General features: G+C 30.5%; 17 protein-coding genes and 1 tRNA gene. 7 read left to right on the top strand and 11 right to left on the bottom strand.

Going from position 1 to position 25292, the window contains the following annotated elements:
* The first annotated feature begins 42 nt into the window (after positions 1–42).
* Positions 43–651, top strand: a complete 609-nt coding sequence (locus QEJ31_RS02880) for an NAD(P)H-dependent oxidoreductase (RefSeq protein WP_280592289.1) — start codon at positions 43–45, stop codon at positions 649–651.
* 48 nt (positions 652–699) lie between these two features.
* Here QEJ31_RS02880 and QEJ31_RS02875 read toward each other — a convergent pair whose 3' ends face one another.
* From QEJ31_RS02875 to QEJ31_RS02840, 8 genes are read right to left on the bottom strand one after another with little or no spacing between them, the layout of a single operon-like run.
* The gene (locus QEJ31_RS02875; protein ID WP_280592288.1) at positions 700–1656 is read right to left on the bottom strand and encodes a sucrase ferredoxin; all 957 of its coding nucleotides are present in this window, start codon (positions 1654–1656) and stop codon (positions 700–702) included.
* A gap of 12 nt (positions 1657–1668) precedes the next feature.
* On the bottom strand, positions 1669–3006 hold the full coding sequence (locus QEJ31_RS02870; RefSeq protein ID WP_280592287.1) for an aspartate aminotransferase family protein: 1338 nt from the start codon (positions 3004–3006) through the stop codon (positions 1669–1671).
* Positions 2984–4330, bottom strand: coding sequence for a P-loop NTPase fold protein (locus tag QEJ31_RS02865; protein ID WP_280592286.1), 1347 nt, complete (start codon positions 4328–4330; stop codon positions 2984–2986). The genes QEJ31_RS02870 and QEJ31_RS02865 overlap by 23 nt, the downstream gene beginning before the upstream one ends.
* Before the next feature lie 35 nt (positions 4331–4365).
* A complete protein-coding gene (locus QEJ31_RS02860; protein WP_280592285.1) occupies positions 4366–5073 on the bottom strand; it encodes a response regulator in 708 nt (235 codons plus the stop codon).
* Positions 5074–5088: 15 nt separating this feature from the next.
* The gene (gene cheB, locus QEJ31_RS02855) at positions 5089–7452 is read right to left on the bottom strand and encodes a chemotaxis-specific protein-glutamate methyltransferase CheB (protein WP_280592284.1); all 2364 of its coding nucleotides are present in this window, start codon (positions 7450–7452) and stop codon (positions 5089–5091) included.
* Positions 7452–9704 (bottom strand): methyl-accepting chemotaxis protein, encoded by a 2253-nt coding sequence (locus tag QEJ31_RS02850; RefSeq protein ID WP_280592283.1) that lies wholly within the window; start codon positions 9702–9704, stop codon positions 7452–7454. Before QEJ31_RS02850 ends, cheB begins: the two co-directional genes overlap by 1 nt.
* A gap of 10 nt (positions 9705–9714) precedes the next feature.
* Complete coding sequence (locus QEJ31_RS02845; RefSeq protein WP_280592282.1) at positions 9715–10206, bottom strand: chemotaxis protein CheW; 492 nt, start codon at positions 10204–10206, stop codon at positions 9715–9717.
* A 3-nt stretch (positions 10207–10209) separates the two neighbouring features.
* Positions 10210–11949, bottom strand: a complete 1740-nt coding sequence (locus QEJ31_RS02840; RefSeq protein WP_280592281.1) for a chemotaxis protein CheA — start codon at positions 11947–11949, stop codon at positions 10210–10212.
* A gap of 158 nt (positions 11950–12107) precedes the next feature.
* Here QEJ31_RS02840 and QEJ31_RS02835 point away from each other — a divergent pair, with 158 nt between their 5' ends.
* A complete protein-coding gene (locus QEJ31_RS02835) occupies positions 12108–13700 on the top strand; it encodes a methyl-accepting chemotaxis protein (RefSeq protein WP_280592280.1) in 1593 nt (530 codons plus the stop codon).
* A gap of 11 nt (positions 13701–13711) precedes the next feature.
* Here QEJ31_RS02835 and icmF read toward each other — a convergent pair whose 3' ends face one another.
* Entirely contained in the window at positions 13712–16990 is a 3279-nt protein-coding gene (icmF, locus tag QEJ31_RS02830) for a fused isobutyryl-CoA mutase/GTPase IcmF (RefSeq protein WP_280592279.1), read from the bottom strand.
* Positions 16991–17100: 110 nt separating this feature from the next.
* Between icmF and murF the strand changes: the two genes are divergently transcribed.
* From murF to QEJ31_RS02815, 3 genes are all read left to right on the top strand, one after another.
* Positions 17101–18651, top strand: coding sequence for a UDP-N-acetylmuramoyl-tripeptide--D-alanyl-D-alanine ligase (gene murF / locus QEJ31_RS02825; RefSeq protein WP_280592278.1), 1551 nt, complete (start codon positions 17101–17103; stop codon positions 18649–18651).
* A gap of 54 nt (positions 18652–18705) precedes the next feature.
* Complete coding sequence (locus tag QEJ31_RS02820) at positions 18706–18993, top strand: hypothetical protein (RefSeq protein WP_280592277.1); 288 nt, start codon at positions 18706–18708, stop codon at positions 18991–18993.
* Between the two features lie 221 nt (positions 18994–19214).
* Positions 19215–20546: a ricin-type beta-trefoil lectin domain protein gene (locus QEJ31_RS02815; RefSeq protein WP_280592276.1), complete on the top strand. Its 1332-nt coding sequence runs from the start codon at positions 19215–19217 to the stop codon at positions 20544–20546.
* A gap of 35 nt (positions 20547–20581) precedes the next feature.
* On the opposite strand, the gene QEJ31_RS02810 is transcribed toward QEJ31_RS02815, so the two are convergent.
* A complete protein-coding gene (locus QEJ31_RS02810) occupies positions 20582–21478 on the bottom strand; it encodes a hypothetical protein (RefSeq protein WP_280592275.1) in 897 nt (298 codons plus the stop codon).
* 318 nt (positions 21479–21796) lie between these two features.
* Between QEJ31_RS02810 and QEJ31_RS02805 the strand changes: the two genes are divergently transcribed.
* Together QEJ31_RS02805 and QEJ31_RS02800 are read left to right on the top strand one after the other, a co-directional pair.
* Positions 21797–23611, top strand: coding sequence for a penicillin-binding protein 2 (locus QEJ31_RS02805; protein ID WP_280592274.1), 1815 nt, complete (start codon positions 21797–21799; stop codon positions 23609–23611).
* Between the two features lie 66 nt (positions 23612–23677).
* A tRNA-Arg gene (locus tag QEJ31_RS02800) sits at positions 23678–23752 on the top strand.
* Between the two features lie 321 nt (positions 23753–24073).
* Here QEJ31_RS02800 and QEJ31_RS02795 read toward each other — a convergent pair.
* Positions 24074–25231 carry a tyrosine-type recombinase/integrase gene (locus QEJ31_RS02795; RefSeq protein ID WP_280592273.1) on the bottom strand — a complete coding sequence of 386 codons (1158 nt, stop codon included), beginning with the start codon at positions 25229–25231 and terminating at the stop codon, positions 24074–24076.
* Positions 25232–25292: the final 61 nt, after the last annotated feature.

The following is a 25292-nucleotide window of genomic DNA, read 5'->3' as shown; positions in this document are numbered from 1 at the left end:
ACATCGTTTAATTGAATATCGCTCCTTATTTAAGAGGTTAATATGAAGATATCTATTATTTCTGGTAGTCATCGAAAACATTCCGAATCCGACAGGGTAGGAAAATTTATAGAAAGTACTTTTAAAAAAAATCATAATTTAGAAACTAATTTCTTTTCTCTTGCAAACAATCCATTGCCTTTTTTTGATGAAGAATTTTGGAATGCGGAAAATGAAAATTGGCAAAAAGTTTGGTCTCCAATTGCGAAAGAATTTCAAACTTCTGATGCCTTTGTCATTATTTCCCCTGAATGGCACGGAATGGTTCCTGCTGGGTTAAAAAATTTATTCTTACTGGCTTCTCCAAAAGAATTTGGTCATAAACCTGCTTTAATAACAAGTGTTTCTGCTGGAGGAAGTGGTTCTTATCCTGTAAGTGAATTACGCTCAAGCAGTTATAAAAATAATCGAATTTGTTACATTCCAGAACATTTAATTATTCGTGATAGCACTAATGTATTAAAATCGGAGCAACCTGCAAATCCCAATGATGAAGCAATTAGAAAAAGAATTAAATTTGCAACTAATTTATTAGTTGAATATGCAAAAGCATTTAAGCAAGTTAGAGATAGTGAAGTTATAGATTACAAGAACTATGCTTTTGGTATGTAAATTTATAATGTTACGAAATAATAATAAATATTTCTTTTGCTAGAATTTTTATTTTGTTTCTTTAACTAAATACTGTTTAGTTAATTTTTTTTCTAAAGAACCGCAGCTAGATATATTTTCTATAGGAACAGTCTCAATTACTTGGAAAGTTCTTTTCAGCATCTCATTATTTAAATTGTAGTAAAAATGAACGAAAAAGCCTTCTTTTTCGTTGGTTGTTTCTATTTCATAACTTTTCTGGGTAAATCTTTCCCATTCCCAAGAATATTCTTTAAATAATTCACATTCCACAATTGATGCAATTTTATTATTTATTCCACTCATGCCACGATAATTGTTATTAATTAAAAAATTTTTTTTATCTCTGAGTAAATAATTTTCAACTGAATTTATATCAAAAAGTCCATACCAGCGCATACTTGGTGCTTCAAAAAATGTAGGCGCATATCTGTGTCCGCCAATATGCGATGATTTCCAAACTCGAAAGTTAAGATTATTTTTCTCGATAATTTCTGTAAATTTTTGATAAATTTGCAAGCCATATTTTCCACAGCACTGATCTCTATTTCCATGCGCACAAATAAAAATTTCAGTTGTAGTTAAGTTGTTTTTTACAACCCATTCTAATAAATTATTATTTTTGTTTTGAAAATAATCTAAACAATAATTTGAAAACAAATTTAACTGTGAATTAGGTATTTTTAATTCAAGTTTATCGTATAAATCAAATTCATTTAAAGATTTTTTGAAGATGAAAATTTTTGTAAAATTCTTTTCACATTGTAAATTTTTTGCAAAATAATTAATACCAACATTTAGTTTATTTTTTGCTAAAATTTGCGGTAACAGTTTTAATTCTTCAGGATATTTGTTTGATTTTATTGGAATAGAGTCCCAAGGTTCCTCTAATTCAATCACTAAATGAAAATCATAGTTTGCTGCTGTGCCAATTATTTTTTCATTACTACACTTCGTTATTTGTGAACACTCTGAATGTTGGAGCATTATTTTTTCCTTTTAGACAGAATTTTTCAGAAGTTGAATAATTGTTTTAAAAATTTTGTTAAAATGATTTGCTTTCACTATTAATGGTGGAGTAAATGAGAGCACATCTGCCCTTTCTCCTTCAGGCAAAACAATAAAACCATGATTTAGTAATTGTTCCATTAATGGAACACAAAATCCTGCATCACTCTTATAAAACCAAATTCCCTTCATAAATCCTTTCCCTCTTATTACAAAAGGAAAGCGTGTAAAAAGACCTTCTTGCTGCATATTTTGTTGAAATTTTAAAAATTCTTGGTCTATGGCAAGAAGTTCTTTTTGAAAATTTGGTAGATTTTTTTGGATAGTTTTTATTGTTTCATAAGCAACAGCGCATGCTAATGGGTGGCCTAAAAAAGTTTGGGTTTGTCTTGCTTCGCCTTTAGATTTTTCCCATACTTCCATTATGTCGCCAACACACAAACTAATAGGTAGTCCACCCCCCATTGCCTTGCCTAAACAAAGTAAATCGGGTGTTACATTAAAATGTTGTAAGGCAAATAATTTCCCCGTTCTGCCAAAGCCAGTATAAATTTCATCAAAAACGAGGAGAGTTCCATATTTTGCACACAATTCTTTACATGTTTTTAGAAATTCAGCTGTGAAGGCTCTTTTGCCACCTCTTCCTTGGATGGGCTCTAATATTAACGCAGCATAAATTTTCTTTTTTAATTCATCTTCTAACAGATTTAATACAACATCTGCTGGATAAAGTTGATGAATGCATTTTAATTGTTGGGAATCAAGTCCAGTCTCATCAGGGGAAAAAGACGGAAAAGGAATGGCGGTACTTTTATTGTGCAGCCAAGGTTCAAAGCCATGGATAAAATCTTGTCGATGATTTAAAGCTAATGGGGCAAATTGTAATCCATGATATCCGCCAGAAAAGCTTAAAAATTGATACCGATTGGTTGCAAGCATAGCGGTTTTAATAGCAGACTCAATAGCATCTCCGCCGCTTTGACCTAATAATGATTTTGCTTTTTCATAAGGTGTAATTTTTGCAATTTGTTCTAAAAGATTAATTTTAGCCTCAGTAGGATGAACGTCTCCCATACCATGAATTAATTTTGCTGCTTGTTTACGGATTGCTTGAATAGTTGTTTGAGGTCTATGGCCTAATGCTAAAACACCAAAACAAGCTGTAAAATCAAGATATTTATTATTATCAACATCTTGAATAGACATCCCTTTCCCTTTTTTCATTACAATAGGGAAATTTTCATTTATATATGTTGTGTCTGGACATTCGACGTTTTGCAGGCGAGAAAGAAAAGAATTATTTAGTTTACGGGAACGGCTTTTTTGCATTTTCGGGTATCCACAAATCCATAGTATCATCAAAAAATTTGATCATTTCTTCTTCTTTGCGAAGAAAGATCTTTCTTAGAAGCTCATCTTTATCATAAAAAGATGACCATTTATATGGAGTTTGTAAATTATTTAACATTTCTAGTTTTGGAAAAAATTTATTTTCTAGGAAAAGAATACTTGAATCATAAAATTTTGAAATATCTTTACTCACAATACTATCTGTATTTTTAATTAAATATATTTTTTTCTCGCTATCGATATTCTTTTTTTCTGAATAGTTTTCTAAAAAAACTCTTATCATATAGCAATCAAAGAATAATTCTGCAATGACTTCATATCCTTTATGGCGAAGTTGATATTCTTCAAAACGAATTTTAAAATTGTCAGCAATGTTTATCAATTCTCGTGGAGTAAAAGTATTTAACCATGTAGGATTTTGAAAAGCTAAATGTATTTTATTATTTTCAAAAATTTGCGAAAGATAGTGATTGATAATTTCTTCATTTCTTTCCCAGGCAATTGGAAGAAAAATAATTTTTCCTTCAAGTTTTTCACAAAGTTCAATTATTTCAAATTTATTTTTCCCTTGAATCCGTTCATTTTCAGAATAACCTAGCAATACTATGTAAGTGGTATTAAAATTCCATAAATTTGCTAACAAAGCCCACCTGTCTTCTTCTTTTAAGGAACTATGGTCTAAATCATCTAAAATATATACTTTATGTTTATAGTTATTAAATTCCCGCATATCGAGTACTTTTCTTGTAACGATTGCTAAATGAAAACCACTCGTAATTAATAAATCAACTAAACAACTAACAATTTTATAGAGAGAATATGATAACTTAAATTTATTAGCCAATAATATAAGGCTAATGATAATAAAAACAGGAGCAAAAAATTTTGAAGAATAAAATCCAAAAATATAAAAAATAAAATAGAGCATAAAAAGAAAGAACGTTGCTTTAAAAAAACCTAGTAAATGCATATAAGCTTCACTAAGCGAAGTTATTCCAAAGAAACTTTTTTTTATAAAGTGCAAGCCATCTGCTTGAATTTCATTCGAGTATTTTTCTATTAAATATGTTTTTCCAGAACCCCAAGGACCAATAATAAAAATAAGGTTTTCATTTTTTCGAATGAATGTATCTATTTGATGTTTTATTGTGTCATAATTTAAACTTTTATGTTCATCAGCACCATCATGTTTAGCTAACTTTTCTTTTACAATTCTTAGTAAAGGTGGATCATTTGAAACGAGACGCCTAAAATTGTCGAAACATTCTTTTATAGAACTTTTATTTTTATTATCGTCAATCATAAAATTATCCTATAAAAATAAGGTTTTTAATTAATTTAAATATTTTTTCTTATTTGGATTACTTTACTTTCAAGAAATTCTTGTGAAATATTTTTATTTAACATTGTATTTTGTTTTTTCATTAGTTTAGAAATATCTTTGTATGTTTTAACTATTTCTCGATCTAATTCATTACACTCATTTATTTTGTCAAGAAAACTTTTTAGTAGCACTTTATCTTCTTGAATGATCTTAGTTTTTTCTAAAACAATATTTTCAATTTCAAAAACTCTTTCCTCGCTTTTTTCGACAAACTGTTTAAACAGTTTTATAAGAATTTCTTTTTCTTCAGTTAACTTTTCATTTAAAACAAAAACTTCTTCTAAGGTTAAAGCCTGTAAAATAGTATGGATTAAAATTTCAAAGGTAACGGGTTTATCTAGTAAATGATATGCTCCAAGTTTTAAACATTCTACTGCTTCTGACTTTTCTGCATGGCCAGAAATAACAATGATTGGTTTTTTTATTTTTAATTTATTGACATTTTCAATAAATTCAAGTCCGTTCATTTTCGGCATTTTTATATCAACTAAAATTAAATTAGGATATTGGCCTTTTGATAATTGTTCTAAAGCTTTTATTGGTGAAGTAAATTGTTTTATTTTTACTTCTAAATGAGTTTTTATGATATCATTAATTACTTCTAAAATTCCTACTTCATCATCAATTAGATAAATTTCTTTTTCATTAAAATCATGAATCATGCAACACCTCTAAAATCAAACTTTTGACAATGAAATAATTTTTCTAGCTATATCTTCAATTGGTTCTACGTAATCTGCTGCATTTAGTTTAATTGCTTCTTTTGGCATACCAAAAACGACACAGCTTTGCTCATTTTGTGCAATCGTTTTTGCTCCAGTTTCTTTTAATTTTTTTAAACCTTTTGCTCCATCACTTCCCATACCAGTCAAAATAATTCCAATCGATTTTTTAAGATTTAGATCTGCTATAGAATTAAATAAAACATCAACTGATGGGCGATGACTATTATAAACTTCTGTCTGATTAATTTGAATTAAAAGTTTATTATTTAGTTTTTGCACTAACATATGTTTATTACCTGGGGCAATATATACCTTGTTTTTTTCAACTATGTCACCATTTTTTGCTTCTGTTACTTCAAAACGACATAGTTTATTTAATCTATCGGCCAGAGCTTTTGAGAATACTTCCGGGATGTGCTGAACAATAACAATTGGTGGAATTTCTTGGGGTAATTGTTCTAAAATGACTTTCAGAGCTTCAGTTCCTCCAGTTGAAGAACCAATTGCAATTAAATAATCTGTATCTAATTTTTCAGTAAAATTATTAGTACTAAATTTAAAATTACTAGCAGTATTAATTTTTGCATTTTTACAGTGAATAATTTTTTCAATTAAAATTTTACTTTGTTCTTCAATTTGACTTAAATCTGGTTTTTGAAAAAAATCAAAAGCTCCTAATTCTAGAGCCTCCATAACAAGTGAGCCTTCTTCCATATTTAAAGCACTGACAACAATGGTAGGTATTTTATACTTTGGAATAATTTGTTTTAAAATATCTATTCCATTTAGGTAAGGCATATTAATATCAAGTGTTATGATATCAGGTTTCAGTTCATAAATTTTTTCATCTAAAATTCTTGGGTCCTCAATTTCACCTATTACTTTAATTTGTTTACTTTTAGATAGTATTGATTTTAATTGCATTCTTATAGTTGCAGAATCATCAACAATTAAAACTTTAATAAAGTTACTTTCTAGAGGTTGTACATTAGTAATATTTGTTGGTATAATTGAATAAGAATTATTTTTGCTTTTACTCGCCTTATAATTATCATAAATTGTTTCAAGTTTAAAGCAAATTTCTTCTATTGAATCTTCCAAATTTTTAAGATTTGGCTTTTCAACATAGTCAGCAGCTCCTAAAGATAAAGCTTGTTTAGCAACATCTGTACCGTCACGTTCTATTGAACTGACAATGAGAACAGGAGGATGATTTTCATTATTAAAATCAGAGCGTAAATAATCGATACCTGTTTCCTCTGGCATATGAATATCTAGCGTCATAATATCAACTTTTGTAGTTTTTAGTTTTTCTCTAGCTTCCTTTGCACTTGCGGCGGTGGCTACAACTTGAAAACCTTTTTCTTTTGTTAATATTTTTTTCAGAAGAACTAGAATTGTTGGAGCGTCATCAACACATAAGACATTTATTATTTTTGGCTCATTTTGAATAACAATATCAGGTATAAATTTTTCTTTTGGTGAATAGCTTTTGTGAGTATAAATAGAATTAGCCAGTAATTTTACCGGTAAATTAAGACTCAAAATGGACTCACTAATTCCAAGAATAAGTAAACCATATGGTTCTAATCTACTTAATAGTGAAGTTATTATTTCAGTTATTTGTTGTTGATTAAAATAAATTAAAACATTGCGGCAAAAAATAATATCAAATTTTTCATTGATAAACTTGTTACTTAATTTTAGTAAATTTGCTTCTTCGAAAATAATAGGATCTTTTATATGCTTTTTAGGTTTAACATAGTCGCGAATGTCACCTAAGCCACGCACCCAATTTCCATGTACATACGTCATGGGAATTTGAATAAGATCTTTATATAAATAAACTGAATTTTGTGCGTATTTTACAGACTCATGGTCAATATCTGTTCCAATTATTTTATAATCAAAATCTTTTATTTTATTTTCGTTTTTTAACTTATTAAAAAACATCGATATAGAATAGGCTTCTTGTCCTTGACTACATGCAGCACTCCAAATTCTAAGTGTTTTTCCAGTCTTTTCCGATGTAATTTGGTTTAAATATTTTTTTTCAATGTCCTCAAAATGAAAATATTCTCTAAAAAAATATGTATGATGAGTCGTAAGTAAAGAAATTATGGCTTTTTTTTCTGTTTCAAAATTTTTTTCTAGGTGTTTAATATATTCATTGGGAGAAGTAATGCCAAGAATAGAAAAGCGTTTATTTAACCTAGCCTCAACCATAGAAAAGTTTTTTTCAGAAAGTTGATTGCCGGTTTCATCATGCGCAATATTTGATATTCTTTTAATTAAATTATACCATTCGTTATTCATTATAAGTCCTCAAATCTAGGATCATTAAATGATGGAACATCTTCAGTCGGATTTATTTTCTTTTTTTCAGAACCTTTATCATTAGCCTTTTCCATTTCAGTATTTGCTTTTTTAACTTGGGAATGCTTTGATACTTCATTTACCAATTTAATTTCTGATTTTTTTGCTTCTTCTTTTATTGTATTTCCATTTATATGCTTTTTCGTTGGCGGTGAGGCAGGAGGATTATAATTGTCATTTGCAGCAATTTTTTTCAGATTAATTTGATTTTTCCCTAAAACTATAAGTAGTAAATTATTTGCCATTTGTTCTAATTCATAACTTTGAGTTAGGAGCTCTTTTGCTGTTTGCGAAGATTTTTGGGCGATAGAATTATTTTGATGAGTAACGTTGTCGAGGTCATGCATGGCGTGATTTATTTCTTCAACACCTTTTGCTTGTTCTTGTGCTGAATTCGCAATCTCATAGATAATATGATTTACCTCTTGTGAATTGCTAAAAATTTGCTCAAAAATATTTGAACATTCAACGCTTGTTTCTTCACCTTGCTGCATGGCTTTTTTAGATTGTTCTACAATACTTTCTACATTAGATTTTGTTTGCGAAATAATATTTTTGACTTTATTAATACTATTATCAAGCATGGTTGAAATTTCTTTTGAAGCCGTTCCACTCATTTGAGCTAAATTTCCTACTTCTTCTGCAACAACGGAAAATCCTCGTCCATGCTCGCCTGCTCTAGCAGCTTCGACAGAAGCATTAAATGAAAGTAGTTTCGTTTGAAAAACAATTTCATTAATAACCTTTGTTTTGTTTTCAATTTCAGAAATAACTTTTACAATTTCTGAAATACGTTGGTTTCCTTCAATAACTTGATCCATAATATCTTGGTTGCGTGATTTAATATTTTGAATTGCATTAACCATTTTATTGATTACATTTTTACCTTCATTTACCTTTTGAATGTTTTCATTGGCTTTTATTCTTGAATTTTCAGCCATTTCTGCAGTCTTGTTCATCATTGCACTAATTTCGTTGACTGCTGTTACACTTTGTTGCAAAGATGAAGCTTGTCTAGTTGTAGCTGAATATAAAGTTTCACTATTTTTTGTTGATTCATTTGATGTTTTATTTAATTTTTCATTTCCTTTTACTAGGTTTTGTGCAACAAAAAATAATTTATTTGCTAAATTTTTACTAAAGAAGATACTTAGAAAAATAGAACAACCAAAAACAAAAATAAATGCAGCTATAAAACTTAATTTTAAATTTATGATAGATGAGTATGCTTCGTCTCTATCTATCCGAACTAAAATTTTCCAGCTCAGTTCATCAACCATTTTGTCACCTTTTACAAGGGCATAAGATTGTATTTGCCAAATCTTGTAGCGTGAATTTAAGGACTCAAGAACTCCTTCTTCACCTTTATTTGCCTGCACTGCAGCTGGTTGTCCCACTTTAACCAAATTATATTTATTTAATATTTTTTCATCGTGAATGATTTCTTTTTTATTATTATTACGATTAGGATTATAATCTAATATAATTTCACCTTCTTTGTTTATCAAAGTAATATGTAAACTTTTTATTTTGGATTGAATAAAATTTTCATACATTCTTGTTGCTAAATCTTCCACCCAATTGAATTTGGCATGATTACTGATAACTCCAATTGGCTCACCTTTGGAATTATAAATTAAAGTAGAAAATACTGTTCCATACCTTTTTTCATGAAAAACTTTTTCTAATGTTTCATCAAAATTTGCATCTTGAAAATTAACACCAGTGAAACCTTTTTTTTCATCTTGTAAATATTTTTTAGCTATAGTTTCTTTAAACCATGGTGTTTTAGAAAAATTTTCTTTGTAGAGTATTTCTGAATTTATTTTTTTTCCTTCTGGGGATTCATCGTTTATGCTTAATAAATGGCCGTTTAAGTCACATACTAATATGAGATCATATATTCCATAAAACTTTGTCAAAGAATTAAGATAATTTACTGTTTCTCTAGAATTTGTAGTGAAATTTTTAAAATGGAGTGAAAAAGTTTTAACATCACCATAGCGTTCATAAAATTGATCAGAGATTTGATCTGAAAAAGTAATTGCAGTAAAGAAGATTTTATCTTTTACATTTTGTTCTTGGTGGGAAAAATTTATATATGAAAAGATTGTAAGAAATATACTTATGATTGTAATACCGCCTAAACTCAGTATTAAAATCTTCATTTTTAATGAAATTTTATCAAACATATCATTTCCTTTATGCCGCAGCTTTCTCTATATGAACCAGGTCTTCAATACTTAATGATTTTGCTAAATTAATAAGAACAATTAAAATGCTTTTATATTCTATGAGCCCTTCAATGTAGTCATTTTTAATACTTGACTGCATGTCTGGTTTTGGAAGTATTTTTTCTTTTTCGATATTAATGACGTAATCTACTGAATCAACAAGAATACCAATTGTAATGTTATCTAAATCACAAACTATCACCGAATTTTCATCCAGACCTTTGGTTGTAATAGAGAGTTTTTTTCGCATATCTATTACACTTATAACTTTTCCACGCAAATTCATAATTCCACAAAAATAGTTCGGTGTGTAAGGAATTGTGGTAAATTCAGGTATGCCAATAACTTCTTTAACCTGTAAAAGGGGGATGCTAAAATGCTCATTTCCTAAACTAAAACATAAATATCTATTATCTGTTGTATAAAGTTTTTCAATTTTATTTTCTTCATGCATTGTCATAAATCATCCTGCTTTTAATGAAATTGAATTTTTATTTTTTTGTAAATTTTGTTGAAAAAACTTTCCACTAATTAATTCTGTTACATCCAAAATTGGTACGACTTTTCCATCACCAAGAATTACACTTCCTACAAAGCCTTTTTCACAACGCATTTCTTCACCAATAGATTTAGTAACGACGGATTGTATAGCAATAATTTTATCGACAATAACTCCAATTTTTTTGCCATGTCCTTGAGCTATGATAATCACTTTTTCTTTATCTTTAACTTTGTCTATTTTTTTGGGAAATAATCCTAGTCCTAAATCAACAATAGTAATTTCTTCATTGCGTAATATAATAATAGTTTCATTTCCTGAAATATGATTTAAGTTACTTTTATTTAAGCTTAGGCATTCAATTACTTGATTGACTGGTATGATATATTTTTCTCCACATATTTCAGTAATAAATGCATCCATAATTCCAACGGAAAGTGGTATTCTTATAATAAAATTTGTTCCTTTATCAATTTCTGTTTGTATATTTATTTTTCCATTTAACATTTCTATATTGGTTTTTACCACATCCATTCCGACCCCGCGTCCGGATATTTCTGTGGTTTCTACTTTGGTAGAAAAACCTGGAGCAAAAATAAGTTGATAACATTCTTCATCTGTTAAATTTTCTGTACCTTTAAGAACACCTTTTTTCGTTGCTATTTCATATAAACTTTTCGCATTTAATCCTTTTCCATCATCTTTTACACTAATAATAAGGTGACCCGCTTCATGCGTTGCAGTTACGCTAACATGTCCTTCTAATGGTTTGTTTTTTTCTTTTCTTTCTGCATTATTTTCAAGTCCGTGATCGATTGCATTGCGGACCATATGCATCAAAGGGTCTGAAATTTCGTCTAAAATAATTTTATCAATTTCTGTTTCTTCCCCTAAAAAATCAATTTGAATTTCTTTTTTTAGCATTGCAGAAGTATCGCGTGCAGTGCGCGCTAGTTTTTGAAAAACAGGTTTTATCGGGACTAGTCTTAAATTCATGATAATATCTTGAACTTCTTTTGTGGTTTTATTTAATACGCGAAAGTAATTTTTAAAACTTTGATTTTGCATTGCCTTTATTTGTTCAGCAAAAATACTTTGGACAATAACTATTTCACCAATATAGTTTTGTAATTTTTCAATTTTACTCAGTGGTATTCTTATTATTTCTTCAGTTAAATCTTTTTTTACTTTTTGTTTGTTATTTTTAGGAACTTTAATTTCGTCTTTTTTGGCACCATCTATGGTATGACTTTCATCATTCTGAAAAAGAAAAGCACCTTGATTTTCTTGTGTTGCTTGAACTTCTGCTTGTCCTCCTGATTCTGTAGTAATTTTGGAAATTTCTTCAATTATGGCTTTATTTTCAAGTTTTTCAGCAGGATTTCCTTTTAATATTTCAATAAATTCCTTCAATTTATCATTTGTCATCAAGAGCATATTTACCACCGCATTGGTGACATTCAGCTCTTTCTTTTTCATTTTAAGCAATAAATTTTCAAGATGATGAAGAATTTCAGCAACTTCACTAAAACCAACGGCTTTTGCGCTCCCTTTTAAATTGTGAGCAAGTCTGAAGCTGCGTGCGAGTAAATCTTCAGGAGGATTTTCACCCAATTGTAAATACACTTCTTCTGCTTCTTCAAGATTGATGTCTGCTTCTTGAAAAAAAGTTTTTTGTAGCTCTAACTCAAAATCATCAAGCATACTAAAATCCTTATCTTTTTAACCAGCTAGAGTTATCGGAGGCTTTAAAACAAAGTAAAAATAGGTGTCAAAAATTTAGAAGGTAGGTTTTTTCATTTTCCTTATTTATTTTTAAAACTTTGACGATACCTAATGAAATTTTATTTGAAGAGAAAATTATGGAAAATAACAAAGATTTTTCTTTGAAAAAGTGGTATAAAATATTTATTATAATGATTGTTTCTAATATTCTTATATTAGGTATTTTTAGTTTTATTTCTGCTACCTTATCAAATTCATATTTAAATGGAATTAATGAGACGTATGTTCCATTATTAAAAACGGCAATGTCAATCGATATGTATCATGATGGATTGAGAGGAAATGTGATAAGTGCTCTATATGCGTCTTTAACGAATGTTCCTCAAGCTGAAAAAGACGACATCATTGCAGAAAATAAAGAGTTTGCAAAGAAATTTTCTGAAGCTACTGAGACTATAAATAAGCTAAAATTTGATCCTGAAGTAAAGAATGAATTTTCAGAAATATCAATTCTTATTAAAAGTTATGTAGAAGGTAGTACAAAAGTAATAAATTCAGCTTTCAGCGCTGGTAAAAAAACAGATAACCCTGAATTTGAAAAATTTATGGGACTCTTTAAAAAATTAGAAGAAAAACTGGATAAATTTTCAAAATCTATCCAAGAAAAAGTTGATACTGAAATTAAAAGAGATGACGAAATTTCTCAAACACTTAAGTATACAACACTAATTGCTATTTTATTTTTTATTTTGTTAACTCTACTTTTTGGATACTTTTTTATAACTAAAATAACAAAAGCAATTAATGATATAGTTACAAGTCTTTTTTCTCAAAGTCAGGACATTTTGCAACAAGCTTCACATTTAAATGATACTTCACGCGAATTAAATTTAGGAACTCAAAATCAAAATGCTTCATTGCAAAAAACAGCTTCGGCAGTACAAGAAATAAGTTCTATGATCAAAAAAACTTCTGAAGGTACAAATGAATCTTCTGATCTTTCAAAAAATAGTGAAAAAACAGTGCAAAATGGTGCACAAATTGTCCTTAAATTAATTTCTTGTATTGATAAAATTCGTGCAGGAAATAAAGAAGTAATGCAACAAGTTAAACATGGGAACGATAGAATTAAGGATATTATCAAAGTTATTTCAGAAATATCAAATAAAACAAAGGTTATTAATGATATTGTGTTTAAGACAAAACTCCTTTCTTTTAATGCTTCGGTAGAAGCTGCTAGGGCTGGTGAACATGGTAGAGGATTTGCAGTGGTGGCAGAGGAAGTTGGTAACTTAGCAAAATTAAGTGGTGACTCAGCAAAAGAAATTAATCAATTGCTTGCTGAAAGTATTGAAAAAGTTGAAGACATAATTGTTTCAACAACCAGTGAAGTAGACAAACTATTTAAATTGAGCAATCAAAATATTGTTGAAAGTACTGAAATAGCAAATCAGTGTTCAGATGTAATGCAAAGTACTGTTGAAAATGTTGTACTTGTAAATAGATCAATTACAGAAATTGCTACTGCAGCAAAAGAACAAGAATATGGAATCTCTGAAATAGTTGATGCTGTAAATCAATTAGAGAAATCAACCCAATCTAATGCTGTTGTTTCAGAACAAACTGCAAAATCTGGAACAGAATTAACGAATAAAGCAAATGAAATTTCAGATATTATTCAACATCTTCAATTAATATTAGGCAATCCTAATAAAAATAAAGTTGCATAAATTTATATTTTTTACATTGCTCTTCTGTATTGTCCACCTACTGCATACAAAGCCTGAGTAATTTCTCCTAGAGAAGCATAACGGGTTGTATGCAGTAATTCAGTAAAAATATTTTCATTCATTAATACTTTTTCTTGCAGAGTTTTCAAAGCAATTTTTTTGTTTTCTTCATTTTGTATTTTAAATTCTTGTAGTCTATTTAATTGCTCATCTTTTTCTTTGTATGAAGCTCTTGAAAGTTGAATTTCATTTTTCTTTTCATTATCTTCCACATTTGGGTTTAAATATGTATTCACTCCAATTAATGGAAGTTGTCCAGAATGTTTTAATGTTTCATAGTATAAACTTTCTTCTTGAACTTTCCCGCGTTGATATTGAGTTTCCATGGAACCTAAAACACCGCCTCTGCTAGATATTTTTTCAAATTCTTCTAAAACCGCTTCTTCTACAGAGTTAGTTAATTGCTCGATAAAGAAACTGCCTTGAATAGGATTTTCATTTTTTAAGACACCATATTCTCTCGCAAGAATAAGTTGAATAGCCATACTTCTTCTAACACTCTCTTCAGTTGGAGTAGTAACAGCTTCATCGTATGCATTTGTATGCAGTGAATTGCAATTATCAGATAAGGCTAATAGTGCTTGAAGTGTGGTTCTAATGTCATTAAAATTCATTTCTTGTGCATGGAGAGATCTACCACTTGTTTGAATATGGTACTTTAATTTTTGTGAACGTTCATTTGCTTTATATTTGTCTTTCATCGCAATTGCCCAAATACGTCTTGCAACTCTACCAATAACAGAATATTCAGGATCCATTCCATTACTGAAAAAATAAGCCAAATTTGGCGCAAAATCATCAATATTCATCCCCCGACTAAGGTAATATTCAACATAAGTAAATCCATTTGCTAATGTAAATGCTAATTGTGTAATAGGATTAGCACCCGCTTCTGCTATATGGTAACCGGAGATACTAACCGAATAATAATTCCGCACATTGTTATGCACAAAAAACTCTTGAATATCGCCCATCATCTTTAGCGCAAAATCAATTGAAAAAATACAGGTATTTTGTGCTTGATCTTCTTTTAATATATCAGCTTGAACAGTTCCTCTAACAGTCTCTAGTGTTTGTTTTTTTATTTTTTCATATTCACTTAATGTTAATTTACTTCCTTTTTTCTTTTCTTCCTTCTCAATTTGTTGATCTATAGCTGTATTAAAAAAGAATGCTAAAATAATGGGAGCAGGTCCATTAATGGTCATACTCACGCTTGTATTTGGATCGCATAAATCAAAACCTTGATACAACGTTTTCATATCATTTAAAGTAGCAATGCTGACACCACTTTCGCCAATTTTGCCATATATGTCAGGTCTTTTTGCAGGCTCATCACCATATAAAGTAACACTATCAAAGGCTGTTGACAGTCGTTTTGCAGGATCATTTTTAGTTAAAAAGTGGAAACGATTATTTGTTCTAGCAGGACCGCCTTCACCAGCAAATTGTCTTTTAGGATCTTCATCTGCTCTTTTAAAAGGAAACACACCTGCGGTGAAAGGAAAATAACCAGGTAAATTTTCGTTCCGCAAAAATTGGACAATATCTCCATAGTTTTTATATTGTGGAAGACTAATTTTCTTTATTTTTAGCCCAGATAATGAAACAGAGTAAGTTTTAACTTCGTATTTTTTTCCTCTAACTTCATACTTAAAAGCTTCACTTTCGTAATTTTCTTTTAATTCCTTCCAATTTTTTAATTCATTGCTAATGTCTATAGGCATTAATTTCCATTGAACCTTTAATTCATTCTCTAAATTTTCTTTGGTTGTATGGTTTTTAATTAAATTAATGGAATTTTCTAGTGAGAAAATATTTGTAGCCGTTTCTATGTATTTATTTGTTTCTTGGTGATAGTTTCTAACTGTATTAGCAATTTCTGTTAAATAGTTAGTTCTACTTTGTGGAATGATAGAAGAACTATTTGAAGATTTTTTTCTGCAATTCATTTGAATTCTTTCTTCCCAATTCTTTGAATTGCTTTTTTTAGTTAACAGTTTTAAAAGTTCTTTATATATTCCATTAACACCATCATCATTAAATTTTGCCGCTATCGTACCAAAAACCGGATAATCATTATCTGAAATATTTTTGTTACCTGCGTATCTGCTACGTCTTATGGTGTTTTTTACGTCCCGATAAGCATCTTCAGAACCACGTCGATCAAATTTATTTATTGCAATTAAATCAGCAAAATCTAGCATATCAATTTTTTCTAATTGAGTTGGTGCACCAAATTCACTTGTCATGACATAGAGGCTGATGTCAGAAACATCTAATATACCCGTATCACCTTGCCCAATTCCACTTGTTTCAACAATAATAAAATCAAAGTCCGCTGTGCGTGCAAGGCATAATGCCTCTGTTGTTATCGATGACAATTCATTTTTACTACCACGAGTGGCAAAACTATGCATAAAAACATTTTGATGGTGAATGGCATTCATTCTTATTCTATCACCAAGTAATGCGCCTCCAGTTTTTCTTTTTGAAGGGTCTATACTAAATATACAGATTTTTTTTTCAGGAAATTCATAGGTAAATCGGCGAATAATTTCGTCTGTTAAACTACTTTTTCCAGCCCCTCCTGTACCTGTTACGCCTAGAACTAAGGGATGTGAATTGTTTCCATTTTCGTTTTTATTTTTTTTGCCCAATTCCATTTGCTTTCGCACAGATTCAGGAAGAAAACTGGCATTATTTTCTATCAACGTAAGTGCTCTTGCAAAATGCAATGGGTCGTTTGCATTTACTTTTTTGTCTTTTATTCCAACTGGCCATTCACAAAGGGCATAATCTGATTTCTCTAACATGTCACAAATCATTCCCTCTAATCCCATTTTGAAACCATCTTCCGGAGAATAAATTTTTGTGATCCCACTTTGATGTAATTCCTCAATTTCTTTTGGAATAATAACACCACCACCTCCACCAAATATTTTCATATCTGGACGACCTTTTTTATCAAGAATTTCTCGCATGTATTTAAAATATTCTAGGTGACCACCTTGATAAGAACTTACTGAGATTGCTTGGACATCTTCTTGAATAGCGGCTTCTACAACTTCATTTACACTCCGATTGTGTCCAAGATGAATGACTTCAGCTCCACCTTGTTGAAGGAGTCTACGAATAATATTAATACTTGCATCATGCCCATCAAATAATGAGGTGGCTGTGACAAATCTAACTTTATTTTTTAGTTTGTAGCTAAAACTTGTTTCCATTGATTCAATTCCTCTATATTGATCTAATATGCCTTTAGAGCATGCAGGTGAAGGTGTCTTAAAGTAGCATAATTTGTTGTAAATTATAATATAAATGGAGAAAACACAAAATGTGGCCTCTTTCCGCAAGTGAAATTTATCAAGCTATTTTGAAAAATCAAAAATGTGAAAAAGAATTTAATACTATTATGATAAAAGGAGTTTGCATTGACAGTCGAAAAGTAAATTCTGATCATTTGTTTGTTGCTATTAAAGGATCTCAGCATGATGGGCATGCCTATTTAAAAGACTGTATTCAAAAAGGTGTACAAATAGCTTTAGTTGATGAAAATTCAAAGTATTTTAATGAATTAACTGACGAGCAAAAAAAGAAATGTATTTGTGTTACTGATGTTTTAGCTTCTTTTCGAGAATTTGCAAAATTTATGCGTAGACGATTTTCCTTTCCAGTGCTAGGTGTAGGTGGAAGTAATGGAAAAACAACGACAAAAGAAATGATTGCAAGTATTTTAAGCTGTGGAAACTATAAAGTAACAAAAACTGAAAAAAGTGAGAATGGTTTTTTAGGAATGGCAATTACTTTATGCCAAGAAGAGCATAATAGTAATAAAGCACCAGATTGTTTAGTTCTTGAAATTGGAATTGATGATATTGGAGCTATGACTCAGCACGTTGATTTAGGACAACCAAATATCTCTATCCTAACTGCACTTGGACCAGAACATCTTGAACATTTGATAAATTGGGAAACCGCTGCAAATGAAGAATTAATTTTATTTAAAAATCCCAAAACAAAAAGAATATGGCAGCTCGCTGATGAAAAAATATTAAAATTTTTTCTTGAACAAGTAAAATTTAACGAAGAAAATTCTGAAAATGTTATTTCTTTAAAAAATGACTTTATTGTTGTTGAAAAAAAATATTTAGCGAAAATTGGAATGGATAAATCTACCATTCTAAAAAATATATCTACACTAATATTGTGGGATATATTTGAGATAACACCTACAGGGAGTGAAGTTTCTATAGAAATAATCTCAAACAATTCTATGATAAAAAATGAAAAAGATATCCATTTTAAAGTACCACTTCCTGGAATTCACAATGCAGGTAACTTTGCTTTAGCATTTGCTTCTGCTATAATGCTGAATAGAAGTTTAAATGAGATAGCTTTAGGTTGGTCAAAATTTGTTTCACCTCCTATGCGTTCTCGTATTTCTTATATAAAAGATCAAAATATTCTTTTCGATGATTGCTATAATTCAAGTCCAATGAGTTTAGACGCTGCCCTGATCTCTGTCCAAACTGATGAATGGAAAGAAAAAAATAAACTTCTTATTCTAGGGGATATGCTTGATTTAGGAAATGAGTCAAAATACTGGCATGAAAATATTTTTCATGCGTTAAAAAATATCAAGAATGCATACTTGTGTCTTTACGGCATAGCAATGTATGATTGTTACAAGTTATTAAAAGAAACAGAAGATTTACTTTTATCTGAAAATAAAACTAGGATTTTTTGGCGTGCTGCTCAAGATGATCCTAGTCAGTTTCTGACAGATATACATGTGAATTTATCTGGTTTTGTTATTCTTGTTAAAGGTAGTCGAGGAATGAAACTTGATAGAGTGATTAAATCTATTGAGTCCAAGTATTGTTAATAGCAATCTATCCTCGGTATGTGGGGCAATTTTGAATTTCGGGAGGTGTATACTATGCGACCTGAAGTACTTCAAAATGAACTTTTAAAGATTTTGGAAAATTCTTTTGTTGATAGAAGAACAACTGAACCCAAAGACGATACTGTTCTTTCGTTAAGCGAAGAACAAATGTTTAAACTTTGGAATATATTAGGAGAGGAGCTAGGCATAGATTTATCTTTAGCGACTGAAGATCAAAGAAAATTGCTTTTTGATTCTTGTGCCAATGGTAAACATATCGCTCCACGCGATTTTAGTTCGTTGTTATGGCTTGTTTATTACAGTGATACTTCATATCAATAGAGGAATAATGTTTTTATTTAGCAGCATTATAAAAGAAATGCTGCTAAATTTTTAGAAAAAATACTTAATTTAAAAAATATTAAAAATAATATAACAAAATATTAAATAATCATAATATTAATAATAAAAACTAATTCATTGACTTATCAAAATAACCTATATAATGTCTGCAACTAATAATAAATAAATAGTTAAAATTTTATATCTAATTGGGAGAAGTTATGATTTCTTTTTTAAGAAAAATAAAATTATCTGTTTTAAGTTCAGTATTAATTTGTTGCTCAGTCAATGCATTAGAAGCAAAAGATATGCAGATAGTTTCTCATCAAGATGATGATTTTTTATTTATGAATCCCGATATGGAAAATGCAATTAAAGCTGGTCATAAAGTTCAGACTGTGTATGTTACTTCAGGTGATGCTGGTTTAATTCATTGGAATGATGGTTACTTAAGCTTAAATGCTCCAGGGGTTCTTGTTTATCATTGGCAATTAAGAGAACTTGGTACCCAAGCAGCTTATGCAAAAATGGCGGGAGTAGCGAATGTTTGGACAGCGCAAAAAATAAATGTCTTAGGAAAAAATTTAGATCTATATACTTTAAGAGATGCTCCTAATGTAACAATTATCTATATGCGATTACCAGATGGAAATCCTTCTGGTACAGGTTATTCAGAAACTTGTAATACTTCGCTTGAAAAATTATGGAAACATGAATCATCTTTTATTCCAAAAGTTAATGCAAGCAATTTTTGTCAACCACAACAATTTGAGAGTTATTCAAGAGAACAATTAATCGAAGTATTAACAAAATTAATTAAAGATTACTCGCCAAACATTGTAAGGACTTTAGATAGTACTGGAATTTACGGAAATGATCATTCAGATCATAAGCATTCAGCACTTTTTACCCTAGAAGCTTTGCATGCAAGTAATAAAGATATAAATTATAAAATTTATCGGGGCTACAATATTTCTTCTCTTCCTGTTAATTTAACAAACAATGATCGCAATATAAAATGGAATTCTTTTTTACAATATGCTGCATTTGATATGTGTAAATATCCACGCCCATCACAACCTAATGGAGGAGCAGATCCAAATACGTGTGAAGTAAATACTGATTACACAACTTGGGGATATCGGATGTATTCTATTTCTGCAGTTAAAAATAGAAATGGAAAAATTCAAGGATTGGGGGGTAAGTGTTTAGATGTAAGAGGTGCGCAAGCGAATAATGGTACCGATGTGCAAATTTGGGATTGTGTAAACGCTCCGCAACAAGAATGGAAACTGACTAATGAAGGATATTTACAAGGACTTGGTGGAAAATGTTTAGATGTCCGCGGCGGATCTGACACTAATGGAACGGCAGTGCAAATTTGGGATTGTGTGAATGTCCCACAACAAAAATGGACATTAATGGATAATGGGTTATTGCGTGGAATTTCTGGCAAGTGTTTAGATGTCAGAGGTGCTATCTCAACAAATGGTACAAATGTCCAAGTTTGGGATTGTGTTGATGAACCTCAACAAAAATGGAAATTTAAATAATAAAAATACAAATAGACTAAGACAATTTAAAATGTTTAAACTGGACTTTTTAATACAAATGAATGCAAAAAAAACATGTCATAAATTTCTTCTTTATCAATAATTTTCCCATAACTATTTTTAATATAATTGTGAAATATTTTTGGGAAAAAATCTATATGTCCTATGTACTGATATAAGCCAAAGTTGGAGTCAAAAAAATAAATTTTTTCTGAGAAAAAAGAAGATTTTTCTTTCATAACAGCGATACAAATACTGTGTTTTAATAAACTTATAGTAATTGTAATTGGTTTGATAATAACAAATTTTTTTGCTTGATTTCTAAAATAATTTAATTCATTTTTTATATCACTAGAAAAATCTTTGGCTTGAAATTCATACTTTTTGGAATATAAATATTCATAAAATTGATTTTTAAAAATGTTTTGTAAAATATCAAATTCACTTTCGAGTAAATTATCCGAATCATTATTTTTATTTATAAATTTAGAATTGTGATTATTTTTATAGCTATCTTCAACTTCTTTTATATAATGAGTATCATTTATTTTATTGTTCAGAAGTTTTAATTTTTCTCTATTTTGTTTTTTTTCTGCAAAATTAGGAGCAGCGTCTCTTGATTCTTGTAAATTTTTTCTTTCAATCATTAGATTGATATCTAATTTTTGATTTACATGGGATTGTGTTAACATGACACTTTGTAAATAGGGATAATAACTGTAGTCATTTGTATATAAATTAAAATGACCTATGGGTATATTTTTTTTATTCCATTCATCACTTAAATATTTAGCAAATAAAGCTGTATATCCAAGACATAAACCATTTTTAAAATTCTCATGGAGAAACTTTTCTTCTTGAGATCTTCTTGCAAAAGGATTGTTTGCTTGGAATTTTGCTTGATCAAATGCAAATAATTTTTTTAAAAACATGTAAGTTTTAGCCCTAGATAATAAAAACCCTAGTGCAATATATAAAATTACATATGACCAAATCGTTAACTTGTTATTAAAATTGTATTAATACAACTATTTAAGCTAGTATATTTTTTTCTTGCGATTTTATTGTTTGAAGCATCAAACTCATTCAGCAATATTGCAATTCTCTTCTTTGCTTACTATATATGATCTTGGCTCAAGGATACCAAATGAGCTTTATGTTTTTGTTTTCATTTCTTTTGATCCAAAACATACATTCTAAAATTAGACTGTAAAATAATTATTCATTTCATTAGTATAGGGTGATATATTATGAAGCAAAAATATTATAATAAATCTATCTGGGAAAAAATACGAGACTATTTTGATCCGCGAAAAGTAAAAATAAATTACAATTTTCAAAAACGTGCAATGGCGATGAGCCTGATCTTTCTTACAGTAATTTTAGCTATATTGGTAAGATATGCTTGGTTAACTGTTTTGCCGACAGATTTACGGGCAAAATTAGTGGCAAAAGGCTCTAAACAGCTAGAAACAAGTGTCACTTTGTCTAAACCAAGAGCAACAATAACTGACAGAAATGGAAAAGTATTGGCTGTTAGCGTTTCCAGTACCAGTTTATATATTTTGACAAAAAAAATGCCACAAGATGAAGAAACTTTAAAAATTGTCGCAAAGCAAATTCAAGTTCCCTTCAAAGAGTTATTAAATTTACGCAATGATAAAAGAAACTTTGTCTGGTTGAAAAGACAAATGACTAACAATGAATTAGTTTCGTTAGGTTCCTTAAAAAAATGGAAAAATTTTATTGATACCGTTGAAGAACCAAAACGTATTTATCCTGAAAAAGATATTGCTGCACAATTAATTGGATTTGTAGGAGCCGATGGAGTTGGTTTGGAAGGTGTGGAAAAAATTTATAATTCTCGCTTAACTGAAAAGCCTGTTAAGGTCGATGCGAAACGTGATGCGCGTGGCCGAGTTGTAATTAATAAAGCAAACGATGCTTCAAAACCGGCGCAAATGTTACCTAATCTTCGTCTTTCAATTGATATTTCTATTCAACAATTTACCCAAAATGCCTTAAAAGATGGAGTGATAAAAGCAAAAGCAAAAGGGGGAAGCGCCGTAGTTATCGATGTTACTACTGGTGAGTTGCTAGCTATTGCGAGTTATCCTACTTATGACTTGAATAATCCTCCTGTAAATGATCCCGAAGCCAAACGTTTTAGACCAGTTATGGATGCAATTGAACTTGGTTCGGCCTCTAAACCTATGTGGATTGCAAGGGCTTTGGATTTAGGAATTATTCAACCCGAAACTATTTTTGATGTGCGTGGTGGGGCAATGAATGTTCCAGGGGGAGTCATTCATGATGACCATCCTGTGAATTTTAATTTAGATACACAAGGAGTGTTACGTTATAGTAGCAACGTGGGAATGTATAAAATTTCCTTAAAAGCAGGACGGGAACGTTTTTATGAATCTTTGATGAAAGTTGGTTTTGGCAGATCTCCCGGACTTGGTTTCCCAGGTGAATGGAAAGGACGAATTCATAAACCAGAATCTTGGAGTGAAATGCGTTTTGCAAACATGTCTTTCGGTCAAGGTTTTGCAATTTCACCTCTGCAATTGGCTCACGCTGTTACTATCATGGTGGGCGGTGGACAAGATAAAGGAATGAATATTTTAGCAAAAGACTTGGAACAAGAAAAAAACTTTGTAGGGCCACCTATTCAATTTATTCGCAAAGATACTAGTAAAACAATTTCCGAAATGATGGGCAATGTCATTGAACAAAGTAACGCGGGAAGAATTCCAGGTATTTTAGTGGGTGGAAAAACAGGTACGGCACAAATTTGGTCAAATAAAGATAAAGCTTATTCCGAACGTACTGCTGTTTATCAAGGAATTATACCTGCAAATAATCCTAAACTTGCCATTGTGGTTGTTATTGATGAAGTAAAGGTACGTCCAGCATACGGTGCTATGCTTGCAGGACCTGTGTTTTCCCAAATTGGACGAAAGACCGTAGACTACTTAAACTCCCAAGGGGTCTTTCACGTTGAACCCTATGTGAACGCTTATCTCTCTAAAAGTGAAGATAAAAATACTCCAATTCAATAACTTGACTTTAGTATGGCATTGTTGCAAGGCTTATGTGCCACAATACTTTTAAGTATTTTCCTGATTGGACCCATGGTGAAGTGGATATCACGTAGGCCTCCGAAGCCTGAAGCGCAAGTTCGATTCTTGCTGGGTCCGCCATAGGGATAACCTTTATTTTCCTGCTTTATTCTTTCCCTGCAAGATAGTCCCAACAGGGAATCCCAATTTTTGGTTGGGACAGTCCAAATTTCTTAAAATTGAAAAAATTTGTGCGTATCGAGTGAGATTTTTTCTCGGCTTCATCGGCAAATGGCATTTTTTCTTACTCTCCGTAAGAAAAAAGTGTGCCGAGAAGGGCAAAAATTTTCATCGGCACTCGCCGGCACGCCGGCAAAACCTCCCCCTGACTAGGTTCAATATTTTACTTTGTCAGGGGATGGGGGTGTTTGGGTGAATTGTGGTGAAAATTTAAGCCGTTTTTTAAGCAAGCAATTTATCAATACTAGAAGTGACTCCAGTTACTGGCAATTGTGTTGCATCAAAATAGGCCGTCGTCATATCTGCGGTTTTATGTCTTGCTATTTTTTGAACTACTTGTAACGAATGCCCCGAACTCGCTAAAAATGTAATGGTTGTATGCCTTAAGCCATGGGCACTGACGTGACGAATGCCAGCTTTCAGAGATAAATTTGAAATTAATTTAGAAAACTCTAAAGGGTTTTTACTTGCTAAAGGAAATAATGCAGCCGTTTTTTCAACGCTGTAACTTAAACTTTTCGCAATGCTATGCCACTCGACTATTTTATTTGCAATGACATTCGACAATTCCACATGTCCATTAGAACCACATTTGGCATTGAGTTGTACCTCACGGGTGCGATGGTTCATGGTTTTTTGAATGACAACAAATAAAGAAGCACTTCCTTGCGGATTGGTTTCTAAATACTCCAAATCACCCCATGTTAATGCGGCAACTTCTCCCATTCTCAACCCTGTGTAAATTAAAAATTCAATAATAAACCCTGTCTGAAAGTTACGCTCATATCCTTGCAATATAAGTTTTTTAGCTTCCTCTTTGGTTAATGCTTTCTTTTTAATGTTGGTTGAAAACTTTTGCTCTAAACGTTGGTGTTTAAAAAAACGAGCCATGTTCTGAACGACACGTGGTTCTTTGGCTGGGTTGGTTTGTAAATAATTTTTCAAACAACACCATTCAAAAAAAGTGCTTAACGTACCAATGATGTTTCGTACCGTTTTAAGGGAACGAGCTTTTCCTTGGACCGTTTTTGTTTCAGCAAGCTTTATGGCAAAAGATAAAATTAAATTTTCATCAATTTCGGTAGGCTTTAAACTTCCAAATACTGGTAACAAATACAACCTTACATTTTGTTTATAAATAAATAAGGTTTGTGGCGAATAAAACCCAAATGGATTATTCAACCAACTATCAAATAACAATTCACATGTTGCAACAATAACCGAAGTTGGTTGTAACAACTGTGTTCGCCAAAAAATAGCATCGTCTTTATTTAAAAATGTTTTGGAATAATGTGTTCCTTTAACAGCAGCTCTTGCTTCCCATTTGTTAATACGTGGGATAAAACGAATTCCAATTAAATTTGCTTGTTGTTTTGTCATAATAAAAATGTCCTTTTGTTGAAAAAAGACACCTCATTTTGAAACAAACCTGTAAGTAAGC

The organism is Pigmentibacter sp. JX0631 (assembly GCF_029873255.1).
Classification (GTDB): domain Bacteria; phylum Bdellovibrionota_B; class Oligoflexia; order Silvanigrellales; family Silvanigrellaceae; genus Silvanigrella.
Note: the sequence above shows the minus strand (reverse complement) of the source record. Positions and strands in the feature narration are given on the sequence as shown.